General features: G+C 69.3%; 20 protein-coding genes and 1 riboswitch. Of the genes, 8 read left to right on the forward strand and 12 right to left on the reverse strand.

Features of this window, described 5'->3' with window-relative positions; translation table 11 throughout:
• Nucleotides 1-96 precede the first annotated feature (96 nt).
• From ACWCSU_RS17290 to ACWCSU_RS17300, 3 genes are read right to left on the reverse strand one after another with little or no spacing between them, the layout of a single operon-like run.
• The gene (locus ACWCSU_RS17290) at nt 97-681 is read right to left on the reverse strand and encodes a TetR/AcrR family transcriptional regulator (protein ID WP_357702293.1); all 585 of its coding nucleotides are present in this window, start codon (nt 679-681) and stop codon (nt 97-99) included.
• A gap of 16 nt (nt 682-697) precedes the next feature.
• On the reverse strand, nt 698-1,486 hold the full coding sequence (locus ACWCSU_RS17295; RefSeq protein ID WP_364084125.1) for a class I SAM-dependent methyltransferase: 789 nt from the start codon (nt 1,484-1,486) through the stop codon (nt 698-700).
• A complete protein-coding gene (locus ACWCSU_RS17300; RefSeq protein WP_449935972.1) occupies nt 1,483-2,292 on the reverse strand; it encodes a sugar phosphate isomerase/epimerase family protein in 810 nt (269 codons plus the stop codon). Before ACWCSU_RS17300 ends, ACWCSU_RS17295 begins: the two co-directional genes overlap by 4 nt.
• Before the next feature lie 115 nt (nt 2,293-2,407).
• Here ACWCSU_RS17300 and ACWCSU_RS17305 point away from each other — a divergent pair, with 115 nt between their 5' ends.
• The 5 genes from ACWCSU_RS17305 to disA all read left to right on the forward strand — a co-directional run bounded on the left by ACWCSU_RS17305 (nt 2,408) and on the right by disA (nt 6,413).
• Nucleotides 2,408-3,106 carry a class I SAM-dependent methyltransferase gene (locus ACWCSU_RS17305; protein WP_449935975.1) on the forward strand — a complete coding sequence of 233 codons (699 nt, stop codon included), beginning with the start codon at nt 2,408-2,410 and terminating at the stop codon, nt 3,104-3,106.
• Between the two features lie 66 nt (nt 3,107-3,172).
• Nucleotides 3,173-3,547, forward strand: a complete 375-nt coding sequence (locus ACWCSU_RS17310) for a MerR family transcriptional regulator (protein WP_357702285.1) — start codon at nt 3,173-3,175, stop codon at nt 3,545-3,547.
• Entirely contained in the window at nt 3,544-3,852 is a 309-nt protein-coding gene (gene trxA, locus ACWCSU_RS17315) for a thioredoxin (protein WP_357702283.1), read from the forward strand. The genes ACWCSU_RS17310 and trxA overlap by 4 nt, the downstream gene beginning before the upstream one ends.
• A 37-nt stretch (nt 3,853-3,889) precedes the next feature.
• Nucleotides 3,890-5,296 (forward strand): DNA repair protein RadA, encoded by a 1,407-nt coding sequence (radA, locus tag ACWCSU_RS17320; protein WP_357702281.1) that lies wholly within the window; start codon nt 3,890-3,892, stop codon nt 5,294-5,296.
• A 40-nt stretch (nt 5,297-5,336) separates the two neighbouring features.
• Nucleotides 5,337-6,413, forward strand: a complete 1,077-nt coding sequence (gene disA, locus ACWCSU_RS17325) for a DNA integrity scanning diadenylate cyclase DisA (RefSeq protein ID WP_357702279.1) — start codon at nt 5,337-5,339, stop codon at nt 6,411-6,413.
• A 14-nt stretch (nt 6,414-6,427) separates the two neighbouring features.
• Here the strand turns inward: disA and ACWCSU_RS17330 are convergent, their stop codons facing one another.
• Nucleotides 6,428-7,099 (reverse strand): hypothetical protein, encoded by a 672-nt coding sequence (locus ACWCSU_RS17330; RefSeq protein WP_357702278.1) that lies wholly within the window; start codon nt 7,097-7,099, stop codon nt 6,428-6,430.
• Nucleotides 7,100-7,177: 78 nt separating this feature from the next.
• On the opposite strand from ACWCSU_RS17330, the gene ACWCSU_RS17335 reads away from it, so the two are divergent.
• Nucleotides 7,178-8,053: an HhH-GPD family protein gene (locus tag ACWCSU_RS17335; protein WP_364084116.1), complete on the forward strand. Its 876-nt coding sequence runs from the start codon at nt 7,178-7,180 to the stop codon at nt 8,051-8,053.
• 17 nt (nt 8,054-8,070) lie between these two features.
• Here the strand turns inward: ACWCSU_RS17335 and ACWCSU_RS17340 are convergent, their stop codons facing one another.
• Both ACWCSU_RS17340 and ACWCSU_RS17345 read right to left on the reverse strand, forming a co-directional pair.
• Nucleotides 8,071-8,487 (reverse strand): cupin domain-containing protein, encoded by a 417-nt coding sequence (locus ACWCSU_RS17340; RefSeq protein WP_449935980.1) that lies wholly within the window; start codon nt 8,485-8,487, stop codon nt 8,071-8,073.
• Nucleotides 8,488-8,532: 45 nt separating this feature from the next.
• Nucleotides 8,533-8,910, reverse strand: a complete 378-nt coding sequence (locus tag ACWCSU_RS17345; RefSeq protein WP_449935982.1) for a cupin domain-containing protein — start codon at nt 8,908-8,910, stop codon at nt 8,533-8,535.
• A 59-nt stretch (nt 8,911-8,969) separates the two neighbouring features.
• On the opposite strand from ACWCSU_RS17345, the gene ACWCSU_RS17350 reads away from it, so the two are divergent.
• Nucleotides 8,970-9,440 (forward strand): MarR family winged helix-turn-helix transcriptional regulator, encoded by a 471-nt coding sequence (locus tag ACWCSU_RS17350; protein ID WP_449935983.1) that lies wholly within the window; start codon nt 8,970-8,972, stop codon nt 9,438-9,440.
• A gap of 5 nt (nt 9,441-9,445) precedes the next feature.
• On the opposite strand, the gene ACWCSU_RS17355 is transcribed toward ACWCSU_RS17350, so the two are convergent.
• From ACWCSU_RS17355 to ACWCSU_RS17375, 5 genes are all read right to left on the reverse strand, one after another.
• Nucleotides 9,446-10,384 carry a sugar phosphate isomerase/epimerase family protein gene (locus ACWCSU_RS17355; RefSeq protein ID WP_357702269.1) on the reverse strand — a complete coding sequence of 313 codons (939 nt, stop codon included), beginning with the start codon at nt 10,382-10,384 and terminating at the stop codon, nt 9,446-9,448.
• A 576-nt stretch (nt 10,385-10,960) separates the two neighbouring features.
• The gene (locus ACWCSU_RS17360; protein ID WP_357702267.1) at nt 10,961-13,462 is read right to left on the reverse strand and encodes an ATP-dependent Clp protease ATP-binding subunit; all 2,502 of its coding nucleotides are present in this window, start codon (nt 13,460-13,462) and stop codon (nt 10,961-10,963) included.
• 1,051 nt (nt 13,463-14,513) lie between these two features.
• Nucleotides 14,514-14,846, reverse strand: a complete 333-nt coding sequence (locus ACWCSU_RS17365; protein WP_125641669.1) for a histone-like nucleoid-structuring protein Lsr2 — start codon at nt 14,844-14,846, stop codon at nt 14,514-14,516.
• Nucleotides 14,847-15,360: 514 nt separating this feature from the next.
• The gene (locus tag ACWCSU_RS17370) at nt 15,361-15,849 is read right to left on the reverse strand and encodes an RDD family protein (RefSeq protein WP_357702265.1); all 489 of its coding nucleotides are present in this window, start codon (nt 15,847-15,849) and stop codon (nt 15,361-15,363) included.
• Nucleotides 15,850-15,956: 107 nt separating this feature from the next.
• A complete protein-coding gene (locus ACWCSU_RS17375; protein WP_364084106.1) occupies nt 15,957-16,475 on the reverse strand; it encodes an RDD family protein in 519 nt (172 codons plus the stop codon).
• Nucleotides 16,476-16,583: 108 nt separating this feature from the next.
• On the opposite strand from ACWCSU_RS17375, the gene ACWCSU_RS17380 reads away from it, so the two are divergent.
• Nucleotides 16,584-17,540 (forward strand): hypothetical protein, encoded by a 957-nt coding sequence (locus tag ACWCSU_RS17380; protein ID WP_449935987.1) that lies wholly within the window; start codon nt 16,584-16,586, stop codon nt 17,538-17,540.
• A gap of 10 nt (nt 17,541-17,550) precedes the next feature.
• Here the strand turns inward: ACWCSU_RS17380 and ACWCSU_RS17385 are convergent, their stop codons facing one another.
• A complete protein-coding gene (locus tag ACWCSU_RS17385) occupies nt 17,551-18,120 on the reverse strand; it encodes an amino-acid N-acetyltransferase (protein WP_357702259.1) in 570 nt (189 codons plus the stop codon).
• A 287-nt stretch (nt 18,121-18,407) separates the two neighbouring features.
• A riboswitch (cyclic di-AMP (ydaO/yuaA leader) is annotated at nt 18,408-18,559 on the forward strand.
• The last annotated feature ends 1 nt before the right edge of the window (nt 18,560 follow it).

Consider the following 18,560-nt stretch of genomic DNA (forward strand, 5'->3'; position numbering starts at 1 on the left):
GCATACGGACACGTGTTTTCCAGGAATCTTACCGGCCAGTAACTTCCCGGGACGACACCTATACCCTAAGGTCAGTGCCCTATACCGAACAATGCTCTACGCCGTGAAGTACCTCTGGATGGTCGGCGCGATCAGCTCGACCAGCTCTTCCGGGTCCGCGCCGGCCAGTGGCTCCAATTTGATCACGTAGCGGGCCATGATGAGGCCGTACATCTGGGCGAACGCGGCCTCGATCCGCAGGTGCGGCACGCCGAGGCTGTCGGCCACCTGGAAGAGCAGGGCGTTCGTGATGAACTCGCGGAACATCGCCGCGGCCTGCTCGTTCGTCAGCGCCGAGCGGATCAGGGCGATCATCGGCTCGCGGGTCTCCGGCTCGGCGGTCACGCCGAGGATCGTCCGCACCAGCCGCTCGCCGATCTCCTCGCGCGGGCCGTCCAGCAGCATCGGGACGATCTCGTCGGGGGTGATCGGCAGTTGCAGGGCCGCCGCGAACATGCCCTCCTTGGTCTCGAAGTAGTGGTGCACCAGAGCCGGGTCGACCTTGGCCTCCCGCGCGATCCCGCGCACCGTGGCCTTGTCGAAGCCCTTCTCGGCGAACACCCGCCGCGCCGCCGCCAGGATCTCGCCGCGCGTGTCGGCGGACCCGGGCCTGCGTCCGGGCCGCCGTCGTACGTCGGTCATGGCCGCGCCCCGCCGGTCACCGGCCCACCGCCAGGTACACCCGCATCGGCACCGACAGCACGCCCTCGGGGAAGACCTTCCCCAGCTCCCCGCGCTGCCGGGCGACCAGCCCGTCGGCCGCCTCCGGCGACAGCGCCGCCATGTACGAGTGGGACCGCAGATCGAGCAGGAAGTCCTCGATGCCGACCAGCCTCGTCCACGGGATCCAGCGCTCCTCGACCACCTCGAAGGCCGCGGCGATGGGCGGCACCGACCACTCCTCGACCGCCGGCCCCCAGTACGTGGGCACCGCCTCGGCCAGCCGCGCCTCGTAGGCGGCCAGCCAGTCGGCCTGCGCGGCGTGGTGGAGGTTCCAGCAGCCCACGATCGCGCCGCCGGGCCGCAGCACCCGCCTGGCCTCGGCGATCGAGACGACGGGGTCGAGCCAGTGCCATGACTGCGCGTACGTCACCAGGTCGGCCACCCCGCCGGCCAGCGGCAGCGCGTTGCCGTCGGCGATCAGCGCCGTGACGGCCGGCGGCTCGCCGTCGATCCGCGAGACCAGCCGGGCCAGCATCTCCGCGCCCGGGTCGACCGCGATCACCTGCGAGCCGCGGGCCCGCAGCGCGTGTGTCAGGATGCCCGTGCCCGCGCCCACGTCGACCGTGGTGGCGCCGTCGAGCTCGACCCCGGTGATCTCGGTGAGCGCGCGGAACATCTCGTCGGGATAGGTCGGGCGGCCCGCGTCGTAGGCGTCGGCCACGCTGTCGAAGACCCTGGCGAGGTCTCTGGTCGGCCCCACGTTCCTGGTCGGCCCCACGTTCATCGGGACGCCGCCAGGTGCAGCCGGGCGAAGGCCAGCGCCTCGGCCAGGTCGTCGACGCGCTCGGTGCGGCTGGCCGCCTTGCGGGTGTTGATCTCCAGCACCACCAGGCCGCCGTAGCCGGAGGTCGCCAGGCGTTCCAGCATCTGCGCGCACGGCTGGTTGCCCCTGCCGGGGACCAGGTGCTCGTCCTTGTTCGTCACGCCCATGCCGTCGGCCAGGTGGAGGTGGGCCAGCCGGTCGCCGAGCTTGGTGGCCATCTCCATGGCGTCGGAGCCGGACACGGCGGTGTGCGACAGGTCGAGGGTGACCTGCGGGAAGTCGTAGTCGATCGGGTTCCAGTCGGGCGAGTACGGCACCACGTCGTTGCCCCTGGCGCGCAGCGGGAACATGTTCTCGACCGCGAACGTGACCGCGGTCTCGTCACGCATGCGGGCCAGGCCGGTCTCGAAGTCGCGGGCGTAGTCGCGCTGCCAGCGGAACGGCGGGTGCACCACGACGGTCGAGGCGCCGAGGCGCTCTGCGGCCTTCTGCGCCCTGACCAGCTTGGCCCAGGGGTCCCTGCCCCAGACCCGCTGCGTCACGAGCAGACAGGGCGCGTGGATCGCCAGGACGGGCACCTGATAATGCTCCGACAGCCGCTCGATCACGTCGATGTCCTGGCTCACCGGATCGGCGCCGACCATGATCTCGACACCGTCGTAGCCCAGGCGCGCGGCCAGTTCGAACGCGTCGGGAGTGCGTTCTGGATATACCGAAGCGGTGGACAATGCGATCTTCGCATTGGGCACGCGGATGACATCAGCCACGTTGCCAGCCTAAGCCGGAGAAGCGCCTCTGGCGCGTGAGCCCCACCAGATAGCCCTACCCAACCCCCCATCCCACCCCAAAGACGCTCCCCCACACCCCACTACGGTTGGGACCATGCCACGGATAGCCAGAGGCGCGATCCCGAGCCCGAACATCTGGAACACCCCCCAGGTCTACGAGCTGGAGAACCGCGCCGTCGACCCCCAGGGCGCGGCCGACGCCGCGATGCGCGAGCTGCGCCCCTGGGCCGGCGCGACCGTGCTCGACATCGGCTGCGGCACCGGCTACCACCTGCCCGTCCTGGCCGCCGACGCGGCCGCCGTGATCGGCGTCGAGCCCCACGGCGACCTGGCCGGCCTGGCCCGCCGCCGCTGCGCGAACCTGCCCAACGTCTCGGTGCACGCCGCCACCGCCCAGGACCTCCCGATCCCCGACGCGAGCGTCGACGTGGCCATGGCCCGCTGGGCCTACTTCTTCGGCCCCGGCTGCGAGCCCGGCCTGCGCGAGCTGTCCCGCGTCGTACGCCGCGGCGGCGCGGCCTTCGTCATCGACCTCGACGCCACCCGCGGCTCGTTCGGCCGCTGGTTCTCCCGCACGGTGCCGGCGTACTCGGCGCGCGAGGTGGAGGCGTTCTGGGTCCGCCAGGGCTGGCAGCGACGGCCGCTCGACCTCACGATGTCCTTCGAGCGCCGGGCCGACCTGGAGGCGGTGCTGCGCATCGAGTTCGCCCCCGACGTGGCCGAGCAGGCCGTCGCCGAGACCCCCGGCCTGGAGATCTTCTACCCGAACGTGCTGCGCTGGCGCTACTTCTGAGCTCATGGCCGCACCTCGCCCGGAGGACTTGACGTTGACGTCGGTGTCAACGTTTACCTTGGACGCATGCGCATCGGGGAGCTGGCGGAACGCACCGGGGTGAGCACCCGTTCACTCCGCTACTACGAGCAGCACGGCCTGCTCTCGGCCAGACGCGGCCCCAACGGCTACCGCGAGTACGCCGAGGAGGACGTCAAGCTGGTGTCCGAGATCCGGTCGTTGCTCTCGGTCGGCTTCACGCTGGAGGACACCAGGCCGTTCGTCGACTGCCTGCGCTCGGGCCACAGCTCGGGCGGCTCCTGCTCGGAGTCCGTCGAGGTCTACCAGCGCAAGATCATGCAGATCGACGAGGAGATCCGCGTGCTGCTCGCCCGCCGCGCCGAGGTCGCCGCCCAGCTCGCCCAGTCGTGCCCGGGCTGTTTCGTAAGGGGAGACAAATGATCACGTTGACCACCGACAACTTCGAGGAGCAGGTGCTCAAGAGCGACCAGCCGGTGCTGGTCGACTTCTGGGCCGAGTGGTGCCCGCCGTGCCGCATGGTGGCCCCCGTCCTGGACGAGATCGAGGCCGAGCACGGCCTGGCCATCGGCAAGCTCAACACCGACGAGAACCCCGAGATCATGTCCCGCTACGGCGTCATGGGCCTGCCCACGCTGCTGCTGTTCGAGAACGGCGAGCCCGTCAGGCAGATCGTCGGCGCCCGCCCCAAGCGCCTGCTGGTGCAGGAACTGGGCCTGTCGCGGTAGTCGAGGATTGTCGGCAGGGGCCGCTAGCCTGCTCGACATGGCCAAGACAGCGCAGAAGCCCGGTTACCGCTGTGCCGAGTGCGGCTGGCGCACGAGCAAGTGGGTCGGCAGGTGCGGCGAGTGCCAGGCGTGGGGCACTGTCGACGAGGAGGGCGCGCGCGCCGGGGTCAGCGTCGTCCAGGGCGGCGCGACCACCGGGCCCGCGCTGCCCATCGGCCAGGTCAAGGCCGAGGTGGCCACGGCCCGCACGACCGGGGTGAGCGAGCTCGACCGGGTGCTCGGCGGCGGCCTGGTGCCCGGCGCGGTGGTGCTGCTGGCCGGCGAGCCCGGCATCGGCAAGTCCACGCTCCTGCTGGAGGCCGCGGCCCGCATCGCCGAGCGCACCACCGTCCTCTACGTGACGGGCGAGGAGTCGGCGGCCCAGGTCCGTCTGCGGGCCGACCGCATCGGCGCCATCCAGGACAATCTCTACCTCGCCGCCGAGACCGAGCTGTCGGCGCTGATCACCCACATCGACAAGGTCGAGCCGAGGCTGCTGGTGGTCGACTCGGTCCAGACGATCGGTTCGGCCCAGGCCACGGGCGTGCCCGGCGGCGTGACCCAGGTGCGCGAGGTGGCCGCCAACCTGGTGCGCCTGGCCAAGGAGCGCAACCTCGCCACGGTCCTCGTCGGCCACGTCACCAAAGAGGGCTCGATCGCCGGCCCCCGCACCCTTGAGCACCTGGTCGACGTCGTGCTCAGCTTCGAGGGCGACCGCCACTCCAGGCTGCGCATGGTCCGCGCGATCAAGAACAGGTTCGGCCCCACCGACGAGATCGGCTGCTTCGACCTGCACGAGCGCGGCATCGAGGGCATCACCGACCCCAGCGGGCTGTTCGTCTCGCGGCGCACCGAGCCGGTCGCCGGCACCTGCGTCACCGTCACCGTCGAGGGCACCCGCCCGCTGCCCGCCGAGGTGCAGGCGCTCGTGGCCCGCACCGAGGCCCAGCAGCCGCGGCGATCGTCCTCCGGGCTCGACACCTACCGCGTGCAGATGATCCTCGCCGTGCTGGAGCGCCGGCTCAACGCCCGGCTCGGCGGCTGCGACGTGTTCACCGCCACCGTGGGCGGCATCAAGCTGGCCGATCCCGCCGTCGACCTGGCGGTGATGCTCGCCGTCGCGAGCGCCGCGGGCGACAAGCCGCTGCCGGCCGGGCTGGTGGCGCTCGGCGAGGTGGGCCTGGCGGGCGAGCTGCGCCCGGTCAAGGACGTGCGCAGGCGGCTGACGGAGGCGGCCAGGCTGGGGTTCAAGCGGGCGCTCGTCCCCGCCGGATCTCTCGAAACTGGCACCGGGAAACGCAACGGGCAGCGGGCTCTGGTGCCTGTGGGGCCCGTCGCGTTCGCCCCCGGGTTCGAGGTCGTCCAGGCCGAGAACGTCTGGGACGCACTCACGCACGTCACATAGCACGGCTAAGCTGGGCGTGACCAATCGACACGGGGGTCAGGTGGACAGGAGTCTTGACGACCGCCGTCGCGACGCTTTGGCCGCTGTGGCGCCGGGCACTCCGCTGCGCGACGGCCTTGAGCGCATCCTGCGCGGGCAGACCGGCGGGCTGATCGTGCTCGGCCACAACCGGACCGTCGAAGAGGTCTGCAGCGGCGGCTTCGAGCTCGACGTCGAGTTCTCGGCCACCCGCCTGCGCGAGCTGGCCAAGATGGACGGCGCGATCGTGGTGAGCAACGACCAGAAGATCGTGCGCGCGGCCGTGCACCTCGTCCCCGACCCCGCGATCCCCACCGACGAGTCGGGCACCCGCCACCGCACCGCCCAGCGCGTGGCCAGGCAGACGGGCCTGCCCATCATCGCGATCAGCAAGTCCATGCGGATCATCGCCCTCTACCTCGACGGCATCCGCTACGTGCTGGAGGAGTCGGCGGCCATCCTGTCCAAGGCCAACCAGGCCCTGGCCACCCTTGAGCGTTACAAGCACCGGCTCGACGAGGTCTCCGGCACCCTGTCGGCGCTGGAGATCGAAGACCTGGTCACCGTGCGCGACGTGTCGGCGGTGGCCCAGCGTCTGGAGATGGTCCGGCGCATCTCCGACGAGATCAAGGGCTACGTGGTCGAGCTCGGCACCGACGGGCGGCTGCTGTCGCTGCAGCTCGACGAGCTGGTGGCGGGCGTCGACTCCGAACGCGAGCTGGTCGTGCGCGACTACCTGCCGGCCCCCGCGAGCCGCCGCCAGAAGCGCCTGACCGAGGCCCTCCACGACCTCGACCACCTGTCGGGCGGCGAGCTGCTCGACCTCTCGGCCGTGGCGCACGTGCTGGGCCACGGCGGGGCCGAGCGGCTCGACAGCCCGGTGAGCCCGCGCGGCTTCCGGCTGCTGGCCAAGGTGCCCCGGCTGCCCGCCACGGTGGTCGACCGCCTGGTCAACCACTTCGGCGGCCTGCAGAAGCTGCTGGCTGCCAGCATCGACGACCTGCAGGAGGTCGGCGGCGTCGGGGAGTCGCGCGCCCGCAGCGTCCGCGAGGGCCTGTCGCGCCTCGCGGAGTCCTCGATCCTCGAACGTTACGTCTGAGCGGGCCGCCCCGGTCAGCGCAGGTGGAAGACGCCCTTGCCGCTGCGCAGCGCGCCCATGCGGGCGGTGGCCACGTACGTGCCGGGCAGGGCGGCGGCCGGGGTCGAGCGGCAGTCGGTGCTCGACCGGCGCCGGTCCCACTCCAGGGTCCGCACGTACGGAACCCCGCGCTGCAACTCCCTGACCTCGGTGCCCAGCCCGCTGACGCAGTCGGCGGTGGACCAGATGCGGTCGGCGCCCGAGGTGATGCGGATCTCCATGGCCCGCGGCCCGACGTCGGCCGTGCACATCACCGGCCCGGTGTTGACCAGCGTGACGATGAAGGTCGGCCGCGTCGCGCCCGTGTAGATCGGCTCCTTGCCGCCCTGGAGGCTCAGCACCAGGCTGTCCTGCGGGCACGGCTCCCCCGGCCGTCTGGGTTTGACGGCCGGGCTCTCCTTGGGCGCCGGGGTGGGCGAGGGGCTGGCCGTCCCCATGGCGAGCGTGCGCAGGCCGGCCAGCAGCGGATCGGTGGCGGGCGTGGCGCTCGGTGAGCTCTGCGCGTTGGACGGTCGTTCCGGCCCAGAGCCCCCGCTGGAGCACGCCCACGCCACCACGGCCACCACGACGAGAACGGCCACCAGCACGCTCATGCGACGCCGCCAGTAGACGTCACCGCCGTCGCCACCCATCGAATCCGGATCCATAGGCACAGCATGGTAATTGATCGGCTACCAACAGTGACGACACGCCGAACGAGTCCGTCTCCGAATACGCTTGACCCCGTGGTTGAGCCGAACCTCCTGCACGCCCCCGTTCTGGAGTGGTACGAGGACAACGCCCGAGACCTCCCCTGGCGCGCCGACGACGCGACCCCGTGGGGGGTGCTGGTCAGCGAGATCATGCTCCAGCAGACCCCGGTCGTCCGCGTCCTGCCGGTGTGGCTGGAGTGGATGGCCCGCTGGCCCACGCCCAAGTCGCTGGCCGCCGAGCCGCCGGGCGAGGCCGTACGGCATTGGGGCAGGCTCGGTTATCCGCGCCGGGCGCTGCGCCTGCACGCCTGCGCCCGTGCCATCGCCGACGAGCACGGCGGCGAGGTGCCCGACGACCACGCGACCCTGCTGGCGCTGCCGGGCATCGGTGAGTACACCGCCGCCGCGGTCGCCAGCTTCGCGTACGGCGGCCGGCACGCCGTCCTGGACACCAATGTGCGCCGGGTGTTCGCGCGGGCCGTACGCGCCGAGGAGTACCCTCCCACGGCCACCTCCGCGGCCGAGCGGCGGCTGGCCGAGTCGCTGCTGCCCGAGCTGGGCGCGGCCCGCTGGGGCGTGGCCGTGATGGAGCTGGGCGCACTGGTCTGCACGGCCCGCGCGCCGCGCTGCGCCGACTGCCCGATCGCCGACCTGTGCGCGTGGCGGCTGGCCGGCAAACCGCCGCACACCGGCCCCGCCCGCAAGGGCCAGACGTACGCCGGCACCGACCGCCAGTGCCGCGGCCGCCTGCTCGCGGTGCTCCGCGCGGCCCACGGCCCGGTGCCGAAGACGGCCCTCGACGTGGTGTGGGACGACGCGGTCCAGCGCGAACGCGCACTCGACGGCCTGGTCACCGACGGCCTGGCCGAGGTGCTCGACGACGGCACGTACCGCCTGCCGCACTCCTGAGCCGGCCGGGCCGCCCGCTAGGCCATCCACGGGGGCACGGTGCGGTCCGTGCCCTTCGGGGCCAGGTCGCAGGCGTCGGGCGCGGACTCGCCGCCGGGGTTGTAGACCTCGACCCCCGCGGGCGCGACGACGATCGAGACGAACCCGCGCCCGGGGGCGGCGAACATCCGCCGGCTCACGTCGGCGGGCAGGACCATGGTGTCGCCCGGCCCCACCTCGAACCGCTCGCCGCCCAGCTCGACGACCGCGCCGCCCTCCAGCCAGGTCCACACCTGCTCGCCGGTGGCGGCGTGCACCGGGCCCTCCATGCCGGGGTTGGCGTCCACGCGCCACATGGCCACCCCCGCCCGCCCCTGGGTGGGCGAGGCGAGCGTGGTCATCAGGGCGTTGGGCGTACGGACTTCACGGGCGTCGGCGGACATGACGACTGGCATCGCACGAACTCCTTGGGTTCTCGGCTGGAACGTTCCTGATGGCGATCACGCGATCCACGGCGGAGTGCCGACGTCGGTGCCGTCGGGCATGATGGCCCTGGCCCCGGCCGCGGCGGTGACGACGGCCGTGTAGCCGGCGTCCGCGTCGGCCAGCACCCTGCGCAGCACGCGGGCCGGCATGACCACGGTGTCGCCCGCGGACACCACGAACCGCTCGTCGCCCAGCTCGACGGTGGCCCCGCCGGAGAGCCAGCTCCACACCTGCTCGGTGTCGATGTCGTGCCGGGGCCCTGCGACGCCCGGCTTGGCGTCGACCCGCCAGAGCGAGCACGAGGCCCCGCCCTGCGTCGGCGAGGCGAAGGTGGTCATGACCCCGCCCGGCGTCTCGGAGCGCCGGGAATCCGCGTCACGAATGACAGACACGATGCAACCCCCTAAGATAGGTAACTACGTTGTCTATATAGTTAACCAGGTTGTCTATTGTGTCAAGCGACACCCCGGGCTTCGAACTGCCTCTGCGGCTTCTGCTCGCCTTCCGCACGCTCATCGACGAGCTGCACGCCGAACTGGCCCGCCAGGGCCATCCGGACATGCGCCCGAACCACGGATTCGTCATGCAGGCGATCGGCCCACGCGGCACGACCGCCGTCGACCTGGGCCGTGCCCTGGGCGTCTCCAAGCAGGCCGCGGGCAAGACGATCGAGGCCCTGGAACGCGTCGGCTACGTCGAGCGCACCAGGGACGACGCCGACACCCGGCGCAAGATCGTGCGCCTCACGCCCCGCGGCGTCGACGCGCTCGACCGTTCAGCGCGGATCTTCGACGACCTGCGCGCCCGTTGGGCCGCGGAGCTGGGCGAGGACCGCCTGCGGGCCCTGGAGTCGGACCTGCGCAGGATGACGCCGGCGAACGTGTGGCGCCTGGACACGCCAGGCTGGTTCGCCGGCCTCTGAGGGGGTCAGGCGGCCAGTTGCAGGCCGAGGCTGGTCAGGTTCGTACGGGCCCAGGCCAGCTCCTCGGCCAGCAGCGACACCAGCGCGCCCGGCCCCTTCGCGCGCCCCGGCACGAACAGGTTGTGCGTCTCGACCTCGATGTGCGCGCTCCCGCTGACCGCGCCCGACAACATCGCCGTCAGCGTGTCGTGCAGCACCGCGCCGGTGCTCGGCGTCTCACCCGTGTGGTTGTGCACGTGCCCCAGCTTGACGACGGGCGCGCCGGCCTCCGCCAGGCCCTTCAGCGCCGCGCCGGGCTCCTCGGCCCCGCAGGCGAGGTGACAGGCGTCCAGGCACACGCCCAGGTGCTCGGAGTCGATGCCGCCCACCCGCTCCAGCGCCTGCTCGGTCGTCTCCAGGACGCAGCCCGGCCACGGCTCGAACCCGACCCTGATGGTCTTGCCGGTCACGCTGTAGATGCCGCGCAGCTCGCGGGCCAGCCGCTCCAGGCGGCGGGTGGCGATGGCGTGCAGGTCGGCGGGCCAGTCGCGGCGCCAGCCGATCGGGATCGTCGAGATGCTGCCGAACCGTACGTCGTCGGGCAGCAGGAACGCCAGGATCTTGGCCAGCGCCATGGTGTAGCGGTAGCGCTCGGGCTTGGCCCAGTCGGGGCCGGGGACCTCCTGGTTGCGGCCGCCGGTGCCGTTCAGGCTGACGACCTCCAGTCCGCGCTCCTCCAGGGAGCGGCGCAGCCGTACGAGCTCGATGCGGTCGGCCGTGAGGTGATCGGCGACGCCGGGCGACAGCCACAGCCCGATGCCCATCCGCTCCACGCCCAGCCTCTTGCGCACCGGCACCGCGTAGCGGGTCAGGTGGGCGATCAGGTTCTCCAGGTCCTCGGCAGGATGGATACCTGCGTTGTAGGCGAGGTGAACGAGCGTTCCGTCGTTGTGACGCAGGCGCATCGGTTCCTCCACGGCTTGCTTGAGTGTTCCCGTCGCCCGCCTCAGACGCGCGAACCCTGTGAGCATGCCTGCTTCCGGGTGGCGCACGCGTCCGCCCTGAGTTGATTCCTTACTACTCCCCAGGGAGCAGCCCTGACTCTAGGAACACGCTCTTGCGGATCACTTGGATGAGACTTGGCGATGCTCTACGGAGTGTAGTACTACTAGCGGTGGCGATGTACCCAACCACCCAACAATTACGCAACAACCCCGTCTCGCAGCTTCGAACGCCCCGCCACCATGCAGGAAGTGCCGCCCACCATGGGCGAGCCGAGATGGGACGCGCGGCGGCACTCAACGATCACGAGCGGACGCACCCCAGGGCCACGCCGAAGGCAGGGGCCCTGAAACCGGGATATGCGCGGTGTATTGTTGGCCGGCCCTGTGCGGCGTCCGGGCTTGCTCGGCCCCGCCGCGAAGAACCGGCGTCCGGAAGAAGCAGCCTCCGGGAAACACACGGTGCTGCGGACGGTCGGGCCCGGACATGCGAAAACCCCCGCCGGGGCGGGGGTTTTCGGTGGTGCGTCGGTGCGTCGGTCAGTGCTGGATCGGCGCGGCGATCGCCGCCGCCGAGTCCGGGACCTCCGTGGTGGACTCGCCCTTGAAGACGAACTTGGCGTTGTCGCCCTCGCCCTCGATCGTCACCTTCACGACCTGCCCCGGACGGAGCTCGCCGTAGAGGATCTTCTCGGACAGGGAGTCCTCCAGCTCGCGCTGGATCGTACGGCGCAGCGGCCGCGCGCCCATGACCGGGTCGTAACCGCGGTCGGCCAGCAGCTGCTTGGCCTCGGGCGAGACGTCGAGCCCCATGTCGCGGTCCTTCAGCCTGGCGTCCACCTGGGCGAGCATCAGATCGACGATCTTGATGATCTCGTTCGGCGTCAGCTGGTGGAAGACCACGATGTCGTCGACACGGTTGAGGAACTCGGGCCGGAAGTGCTGCTTGAGCTCCTCCTGGACCTTCGCCTTCATCCGCTCGTAGTTGGACTCGGTGTCGTTGGACTTCGCGAACCCGACCCCGATGCCCTTGGAGATGTCACGGGTGCCGAGGTTGGTGGTCATGATGATGACCGTGTTCTTGAAGTCGACCACGCGGCCCTGGGCGTCGGTCAGGCGACCGTCTTCCAGGATCTGCAGCAGCGAGTTGAAGATGTCGGGGTGGGCCTTCTCGATCTCGTCGAACAGGACCACGGAGAACGGCTTGCGCCGCACCTTCTCGGTGAGCTGGCCGCCCTCCTCGTAGCCGACGTAGCCGGGAGGCGAGCCGAACAGCCTGGAGACGGTGTGCTTCTCCATGAACTCCGACATGTCCAGGCTGATCAGAGCGTCTTCGTCGCCGAAGAGGAACTCCGCCAGAGCCTTGGACAGCTCGGTCTTACCGACACCGGACGGGCCCGCGAAGATGAACGAACCACCGGGACGGCGCGGGTCCTTCAGACCGGCGCGGGTACGCCGGATGGACCGCGACAGACCCTTGATGGCGTCGTCCTGGCCGATGATCCGCTTGTGGAGCTCGTCCTCCATGCGGAGCAGGCGCTGGGACTCCTCCTCGGTCAGCTTGAAGACCGGGATGCCGGTGGCGGTGGCCAGGACCTCGGCGATGAGCTCCTGGGTGACCTCGGCCACGACGTCCATGTCGCCGGCCTTCCACTCCTTCTCCCTGCGCTCGCGCTTGAGCTGGAGCTGCTTCTCCTGGTCGCGGAGCGCAGCGGCCTTCTCGAAGTCCTGCGCGTCGATCGCGGACTCCTTGTCGCGACGGACGTTGGCGATCTTCTCGTCGTACTCGCGCAGGTCCGGCGGAGCGGTCATCCGGCGGATGCGCATCCGGGAACCGGCCTCGTCGATGAGGTCGATCGCCTTGTCGGGCAGGTAGCGGTCGCTGATGTAGCGGTCGGCCAGCTGCGCGGCGGCCACCAGGGCGTCGTCGGTGATGGACACGCGGTGGTGGGCCTCGTAGCGGTCGCGCAGGCCCTTGAGGATCTCGATCGTGTGGCTGAGAGAGGGCTCGGCCACCTGGATCGGCTGGAAGCGGCGCTCCAGCGCGGCGTCCTTCTCAAGGTACTTGCGGTACTCGTCGAGGGTGGTGGCGCCGATCGTCTGCAGCTCGCCACGGGCCAGCATCGGCTTGAGGATGCTGGCGGCGTCGATCGCGCCCTCGGCGGCGCCCGCGCCGACGAGCGTGTGCAGCTCGTCGATGAACAGGATGATGTCGCCGCGCGTGCGGATCTCCTTGAGGACCTTCTTCAGGCGCTCCTCGAAGTCACCGCGGTAGCGGGAGCCGGCGACCAGGGCGCCGAGGTCAAGCGTGTAGAGCTGCTTGTCCTTCAGCGTCTCGGGCACCTCGCCCCTGACGATCTTCTGCGACAGGCCCTCGACAACGGCGGTCTTGCCGACGCCGGGCTCGCCGATCAGCACCGGGTTGTTCTTGGTCCTCCGGGAGAGGACCTGCATGACCCGCTCGATCTCCTTCTCACGGCCGATGACCGGGTCGAGCTTGCCCTCGCGGGCCGCCTGGGTCAGATTACGGCCGAACTGGTCGAGCACCAGGGACGTGGACGGCGCCGACTCCTGCGGACCACCCGCGGCGGCCGGCTCCTTGCCCTGGTAACCGTGGAGCAACTGGATGACCTGCTGCCGGACACGGTTGAGATCAGCTCCAAGCTTGACCAGCACCTGGGCGGCCACACCCTCACCCTCGCGGATGAGCCCGAGCAGGATGTGCTCGGTGCCGATGTAGTTGTGGCCCAGCTGCAAGGCCTCACGGAGCGACAGCTCGAGGACCTTCTTGGCCCGCGGGGTGAACGGAATGTGCCCCGACGGAGCCGACTGGCCCTGGCCGATGATCTCCTCGACCTGCTGACGCACACCCTCAAGGCTGATGCCGAGGCTCTCCAGAGCCTTGGCGGCTACGCCCTCACCTTCATGGATCAAACCAAGAAGAATGTGCTCAGTGCCGATGTAGTTGTGGTTGAGCATCCTGGCCTCTTCTTGGGCCAAGACGACAACACGCCTCGCTCGGTCGGTGAACCTCTCGAACATCTCGTCGCTCCTCACAGAGCGGTCAGTCAGGCCGGTAAATCCGGTCCCGTCATCCCGCATGCTAGCCCTGGCTCGGCGAACCGTGCCCACTGCCGCTGACACGCTCTATAGCAGAGACGTTCCCCGAGAGCAGGGCGTTCACCCTCTATCCAACTACTGTTCGGGGGTGACGTGTTCCCGATACGCCGCAAGCGAACGATGTTTAGGCGCTTCCCGGAAGCGCCTGGAATTCGACGCCCGCGGCCCAGGGCGGACCAACACGGATCGGCCATCGGACGCTGGGCGAAGCCGGCCTTGGGGTGCCCGTCCGCCCACGCATCTCGGATGCCCGCGCCCGTATCTGTTACGCAATCATCGTATGTCCTGCACCAAACCGAGTCCAAGCGCGGACGCTACGCCCTGAGCACAACGCGGCACGGAACGCACGCCACGCGTAATCCCCATCGGGTCAGCCGGGTTACCGCTCCGCCGTCGCCGTGGGGCTCCCGCGACGGGACAATGTGCGGCACAAGGGAGAGGACGCCGGTTTTCCATCGCGTCCCACCAGTCGCACGGCCACGTTTTGCGGCCGTCCGCGACGCCGTCACCGAGAAGCCCGAGAACCCCGCAGAAGACCGTAAGAAGCCGGTGCGCAAGAGGGCGGACTCAGGACGCGCCAGAAGGGCCCACCAGAAGGGCGCGGTCCGGTTTGTGTGGCGGAGCGTCACCGCTTTGCGCGTACGCCGCAGGAGCCGGGAACGGGAACATTGCGGCGGGTGACGGCATTGGCCCGTTCCCGGCGCGGGAGGCGGCGAAGAAGCGGGCCCGCCGGGCGCCCGGGAATTGGCACGGACGCCGCCGCAAAGCCCGGCGCGTTCCACTCCCCCACAAGACGCCTTCCACGGCGTCCCAGGAGAGCAATACGCCCACATTTGGGCGAATCAGAAGATCAACAAGTGGCCGGGAAGATTCGCGAACTCCCCACAAAAACGATCATGCGCTTATGGCGCTCGCCGGGGTCCTAGGCGAACGGCATAAGCGCATGGTCAGGAGATGGCTCTCTCGACGAGGCTCAGTGAGCCGCTTCGTACTTCTCCACGACGGTGGAGGCGATGCGGCCGCGCTCGCTGACCGGCAGACCGTGAGCCTTGGCCCACTGCCGGATCTCCGAGCTCTTCTCGCGGCTCATCGCACGGTTGCCGCCGCGACCACGGCGGCGGGCGGACACGGCTCCTGCCCTGCGGGCGTGCTGCACGAAAGGCGTGAGTGCGTCCCTCAGCTTCTTGGCGTTAACGTCGCTGAGGTCAATCTCATAGGAGGAGCCGTCAATAGCGAAGCTGACCGTCTCATTGGCCTCGCCCCCATCGAGGTCATCGATGAGAATCTCCTGGATCTGCTTGGCCATCTACGCAATCCTTTCCCGGAGCATTGTTTCATTCGCTCGCCCAAACATATACCCGGAAAGGCGCGGAGACAATTCAGCGCCACGTAGATTCGCTGACTGGCAGATCAGTTCTGGTTCTCGGCCTGATCCTGGTGGTTTGACCGGCGCCCGGCGACCTCGGAGCGCAGCAACTTCACCGCGCCAAAGATGAAGGCGCCGCCTACCACGACCGGGGGGATGAGCGCTGACAATACGTCTGTTACGGCTTCCATTCGTCCTCGCCTCCAGGGCTAGCGGGGTTTCGGGGGCGCTAAATACGCATCCCGGCGCGACCTGCGGAGCACGCCGGACGCTCATGACGCCTAGGTGACAACTCACCCGGAACCGACCATAGCCACACACAGTCGCCCTCAGGGAGCAGGGGCACCGACATCCGGCAACCCGGACGCCCCATAGCCTAATGCCAGTCTCTCCAGGCTCCTTACCGGATCAAGGGAAAATTTTGCGAAAAGGCATCTTCCCAGGTGCGGATGCCTCAACGAAGATCTTTTACCACCCGCGTTCCGGCCAGCCTGTCATGCGGCCCGCGCTCCAACGGCTTGTCGATCAGGATGAGCAGGCCGACGCCGAACAGCAGCATTCCGGCCAGCAGATTGACCACCGGAATGCCCATCAGCATGACAGGCCCGGGATAGATCAGCGCTCGTTTCAGCAGGGCCCGGCGCGGCAGGGCGTCTGGCGCCAGGCGAATCTTCATGATCGCCTGGCCGAAGGTCCGCCGGCGCAGGCAATGGGCCCGCCAGTCATAGGCCGTATAACACAGGCCGGCCAGGAACCACGCGAAGATCCCCGGGAGCCGCCCGTCGAACGCCTCCAACATCCCGACAGTTCGGAAGATGCCCCACAGCGCGATGAACAGAATGTAATAGAAGACCCCGAAGACCAGCGCCTCAATGAAGCGGGCGGCGAGGCGTTCCCACCATTCCGCGGGCACGGTGCCCGCCCACGACGGTGTCCCGGCCATATCCCACCTCACGGGGTCGGCGGTCGTCCCCCCCCATTTTGGTACGCCCCGCACACACAAAACAGAGGCCGGCGGGAAGCCGGCCCCTGTTTTACGCTGACGCGGGATTACTTGATCTTCACGACCACCGTGCCCGCGAACTTGTCCGCGAACGTCTGCTGCAGCGGCTTGTCCCACAGCTGCGAGGCGCCGTTGACCGCGACGCACACCCAGCCGATCAGCGCACCCAGGATCGGGATGATGCTCAGGATGTAGCCACCCCAGGTGACGCCGGCACGCTTGATCGCCATGTCGGACGCGAGCCCGCCCGGAGCCAGCGCCTGGCCCACCGGGACGACCTTGATCCCCATGACCAGCTTGCCGACCGTCTGGCCGTTCGACTTCGTCATGAAGAACTCGTAGACCACCCAGATGGCGGTCGTGACGATCGTCGACAGGATGGCGATGACGAAGGCCGACATGAAGCCGGACGTCGAGCCGGTCGCCGAGTCGTAACCGATCGCGAACAGGCCGAAGATCAGGCCGATCACGAAGTTCACGATCCCGAGGATGACGCCGTCGATGATCCTCGCGACCAGACGCTGCCACCACTCCGCCAGAGGGGCCGGAGCGCCCGGGGGCTGCACGCCGACGGGCTGACCGTAGGGCTGGCCGTAGCCGGGCTGACCGTAGGGCTGCGACTGCTGCTGCTGGCCGTATGCCTGGCCGTACTGCTGCTGGTCACCGTACTGCTGTTGCCCGTAGCCCTGCTGCTGCTCGCCGTACTGCTGCTGGGCGTAGCCCTGCTGGCCCGAGGCGGGCTGCTGGCCGTAACCCTGCTGGCCGTACTGCTGCTGGGCGTAACCCTGCTGCTGGCCGGAGGACTGCGGCTGCTGGCCGTAACCCTGCTGGCCCTGCTGCCCGTACTGGGCCTCCTGGCCATAGCCCTGCTGCTGCTGACCGTAGTCGGGCAGCGACTGGGGCTGCTGGCCGTACTGCGGCTGCTGGCCATAACCCTGCTGGCCCGAGGCGGCCTGCTGGCCGTACTGGGCCTCCTGGCCATAGCCGGGCTGCGTGTACTGCTGGCCCGAGGACTGCGGCTGCTGGCCGTAACCCTGCTGCTGGCCGGAGGCGGGCTGCTGGCCGTAACCCTGCTGGCCCTGCTGCCCGTACTGGGCCTCCTGGCCATAGCCCTGCTGCTGCTGACCGTAGTCGGGCAGCGACTGGGGCTGCTGGCCGTACTGCGGCTGCTGGCCATAACCCTGCTGGCCCGAGGCGGCCTGCTGGCCGTACTGGGCCTCCTGGCCATAGCCGGGCTGGGTGTACTGCTGGCCCGAGGACTGCGGCTGCTGGCCGTAGCCCTGCTGCTGGCCATATCCCTGCTGCTGGCCGTACTGGGGCTGCTGGCCGTAGCCCTGCTGCTGGCCGTGCTGCTGTTGCTGACCGTATTGGGGTTGCTGGCCGTAGCCCTGTTGCTGCTGCTGGCCATATGGGGGCTGGCCATAGGCGTCGTCCGCCCGGTAGCCGACCACAGTCACGTCCGGGTCGGGCTCACCGGGGCGACGGCCCTGGTGCTGCCCGTACTCGGGGTTCTCGCCGGATTCGTCCTGTGGATACGGCGGCTGTCCGGTGCTCACCGTGTCACCTCGCTTCGAGTGCGCATGTGGCACGTGTCAGGACACATGCCTGTGCTGCCCAACGTATCGACATAGGTATCAACAATCACCTTTCCAAGTGGTCAAGGTCCGCGTCACCCGATGTCAGATGCAGCAGCATGCGGGTGTTGCCAAGGGTGTTCGGTTTGACGTGTTCCAGATCAAGGAACTCCGCCACACCCTCGTCGTACGAGGCCAGCAACTCGGCGTAGACCTCGGGTGAGACCGGCGTGCCCTGGATGGGGCGGAAACCGTGCCTCGCGAAGAAGTCGACCTCAAAAGTCAGACAGAATACACGTCGCAGCCCCAGATCCTTCGCCTGCCGGACGAGTGCCGAGACGATCCGATGCCCGGCCCCCATTCCCCGGCACGCCGGATCGACCGCCACCGTACGGACCTCGGCGAGATCCTCCCAGAGCACGTGAAGCGCGCCGCAGCCGACGACCTCCCCGCTCAGCTCGGCCACCCAGAACTCCTGGACGTCCTCGTACAGCGTGACCGTGGCCTTCTCCAGGAGCCGCGGACCCGCGCCCGCGTAGGTGTCCACGAGACGCCTGATCGCGCGCACGTCGGGCGTGCGGGCACGCCTGACCACGACCGCGGTCTCGGGGACTGCCACTTCGGCCACCTGCTCCATGGCTCTCCAGGGTACAGATCTCATTACGGCTCAGCCCTAAATCCCACGTCTCGGGCATCTCATCACATGCTGTGTCCAGATGAACACGCCCCGACCTGGAGCTTTCCTCCAGTCGTCACCCCCCAGAATGCTGGACAAAAGGTGCAGAAGCCCGCTTCCGTACGGCTACCCACGAGATCACCTTGTGACCCTTCAGTTGTGAAACCTCTACAGACTCGGTAGTTCCGGTTGAGCGCGAACCCGGAGTGCATTAGTGTCCAGCGACGATGTTCTCCGCGTAATGCGCGCGGAAAGACACGCCCAATTCCCGCAAGGGAAGCCGGGGAACCACCGGTGGCGAGCACCTCGCGCCACCACTCGGGGTGAATCCGATCATCTCGGTAGGGCTGCTCCGGCCCGAACCCGTCAGCTAACCCGGCCGGCGTCGATGAGAGGAGCTT

The organism is Nonomuraea sp. NPDC001699, from assembly GCF_053596455.1.

What these genes read in the sequence shown, in the direction of transcription:
- ACWCSU_RS17370 (WP_357702265.1), bottom strand. Translation starts at nt 15,849, where the DNA reads ATGGCCGGGACACCGTCGTGGGCGGGCACCGTGCCCGCGGAATGGTGG.
- ACWCSU_RS17355 (WP_357702269.1), bottom strand. Translation starts at nt 10,384, where the DNA reads ATGCGCCTGCGTCACAACGACGGAACGCTCGTTCACCTCGCCTACAAC.
- ACWCSU_RS17360 (WP_357702267.1), bottom strand. Translation starts at nt 13,462, where the DNA reads ATGTTCGAGAGGTTCACCGACCGAGCGAGGCGTGTTGTCGTCTTGGCC.
- ACWCSU_RS17330 (WP_357702278.1), bottom strand. Translation starts at nt 7,099, where the DNA reads ATGGATCCGGATTCGATGGGTGGCGACGGCGGTGACGTCTACTGGCGG.
- ACWCSU_RS17290 (WP_357702293.1), bottom strand. Translation starts at nt 681, where the DNA reads ATGACCGACGTACGACGGCGGCCCGGACGCAGGCCCGGGTCCGCCGAC.
- radA (WP_357702281.1), top strand. Translation starts at nt 3,890, where the DNA reads ATGGCCAAGACAGCGCAGAAGCCCGGTTACCGCTGTGCCGAGTGCGGC.
- trxA (WP_357702283.1), top strand. Translation starts at nt 3,544, where the DNA reads ATGATCACGTTGACCACCGACAACTTCGAGGAGCAGGTGCTCAAGAGC.
- ACWCSU_RS17340 (WP_449935980.1), bottom strand. Translation starts at nt 8,487, where the DNA reads ATGCCAGTCGTCATGTCCGCCGACGCCCGTGAAGTCCGTACGCCCAAC.
- ACWCSU_RS17305 (WP_449935975.1), top strand. Translation starts at nt 2,408, where the DNA reads ATGCCACGGATAGCCAGAGGCGCGATCCCGAGCCCGAACATCTGGAAC.
- ACWCSU_RS17295 (WP_364084125.1), bottom strand. Translation starts at nt 1,486, where the DNA reads ATGAACGTGGGGCCGACCAGGAACGTGGGGCCGACCAGAGACCTCGCC.
- ACWCSU_RS17365 (WP_125641669.1), bottom strand. Translation starts at nt 14,846, where the DNA reads ATGGCCAAGCAGATCCAGGAGATTCTCATCGATGACCTCGATGGGGGC.
- ACWCSU_RS17310 (WP_357702285.1), top strand. Translation starts at nt 3,173, where the DNA reads ATGCGCATCGGGGAGCTGGCGGAACGCACCGGGGTGAGCACCCGTTCA.
- ACWCSU_RS17385 (WP_357702259.1), bottom strand. Translation starts at nt 18,120, where the DNA reads ATGGAGCAGGTGGCCGAAGTGGCAGTCCCCGAGACCGCGGTCGTGGTC.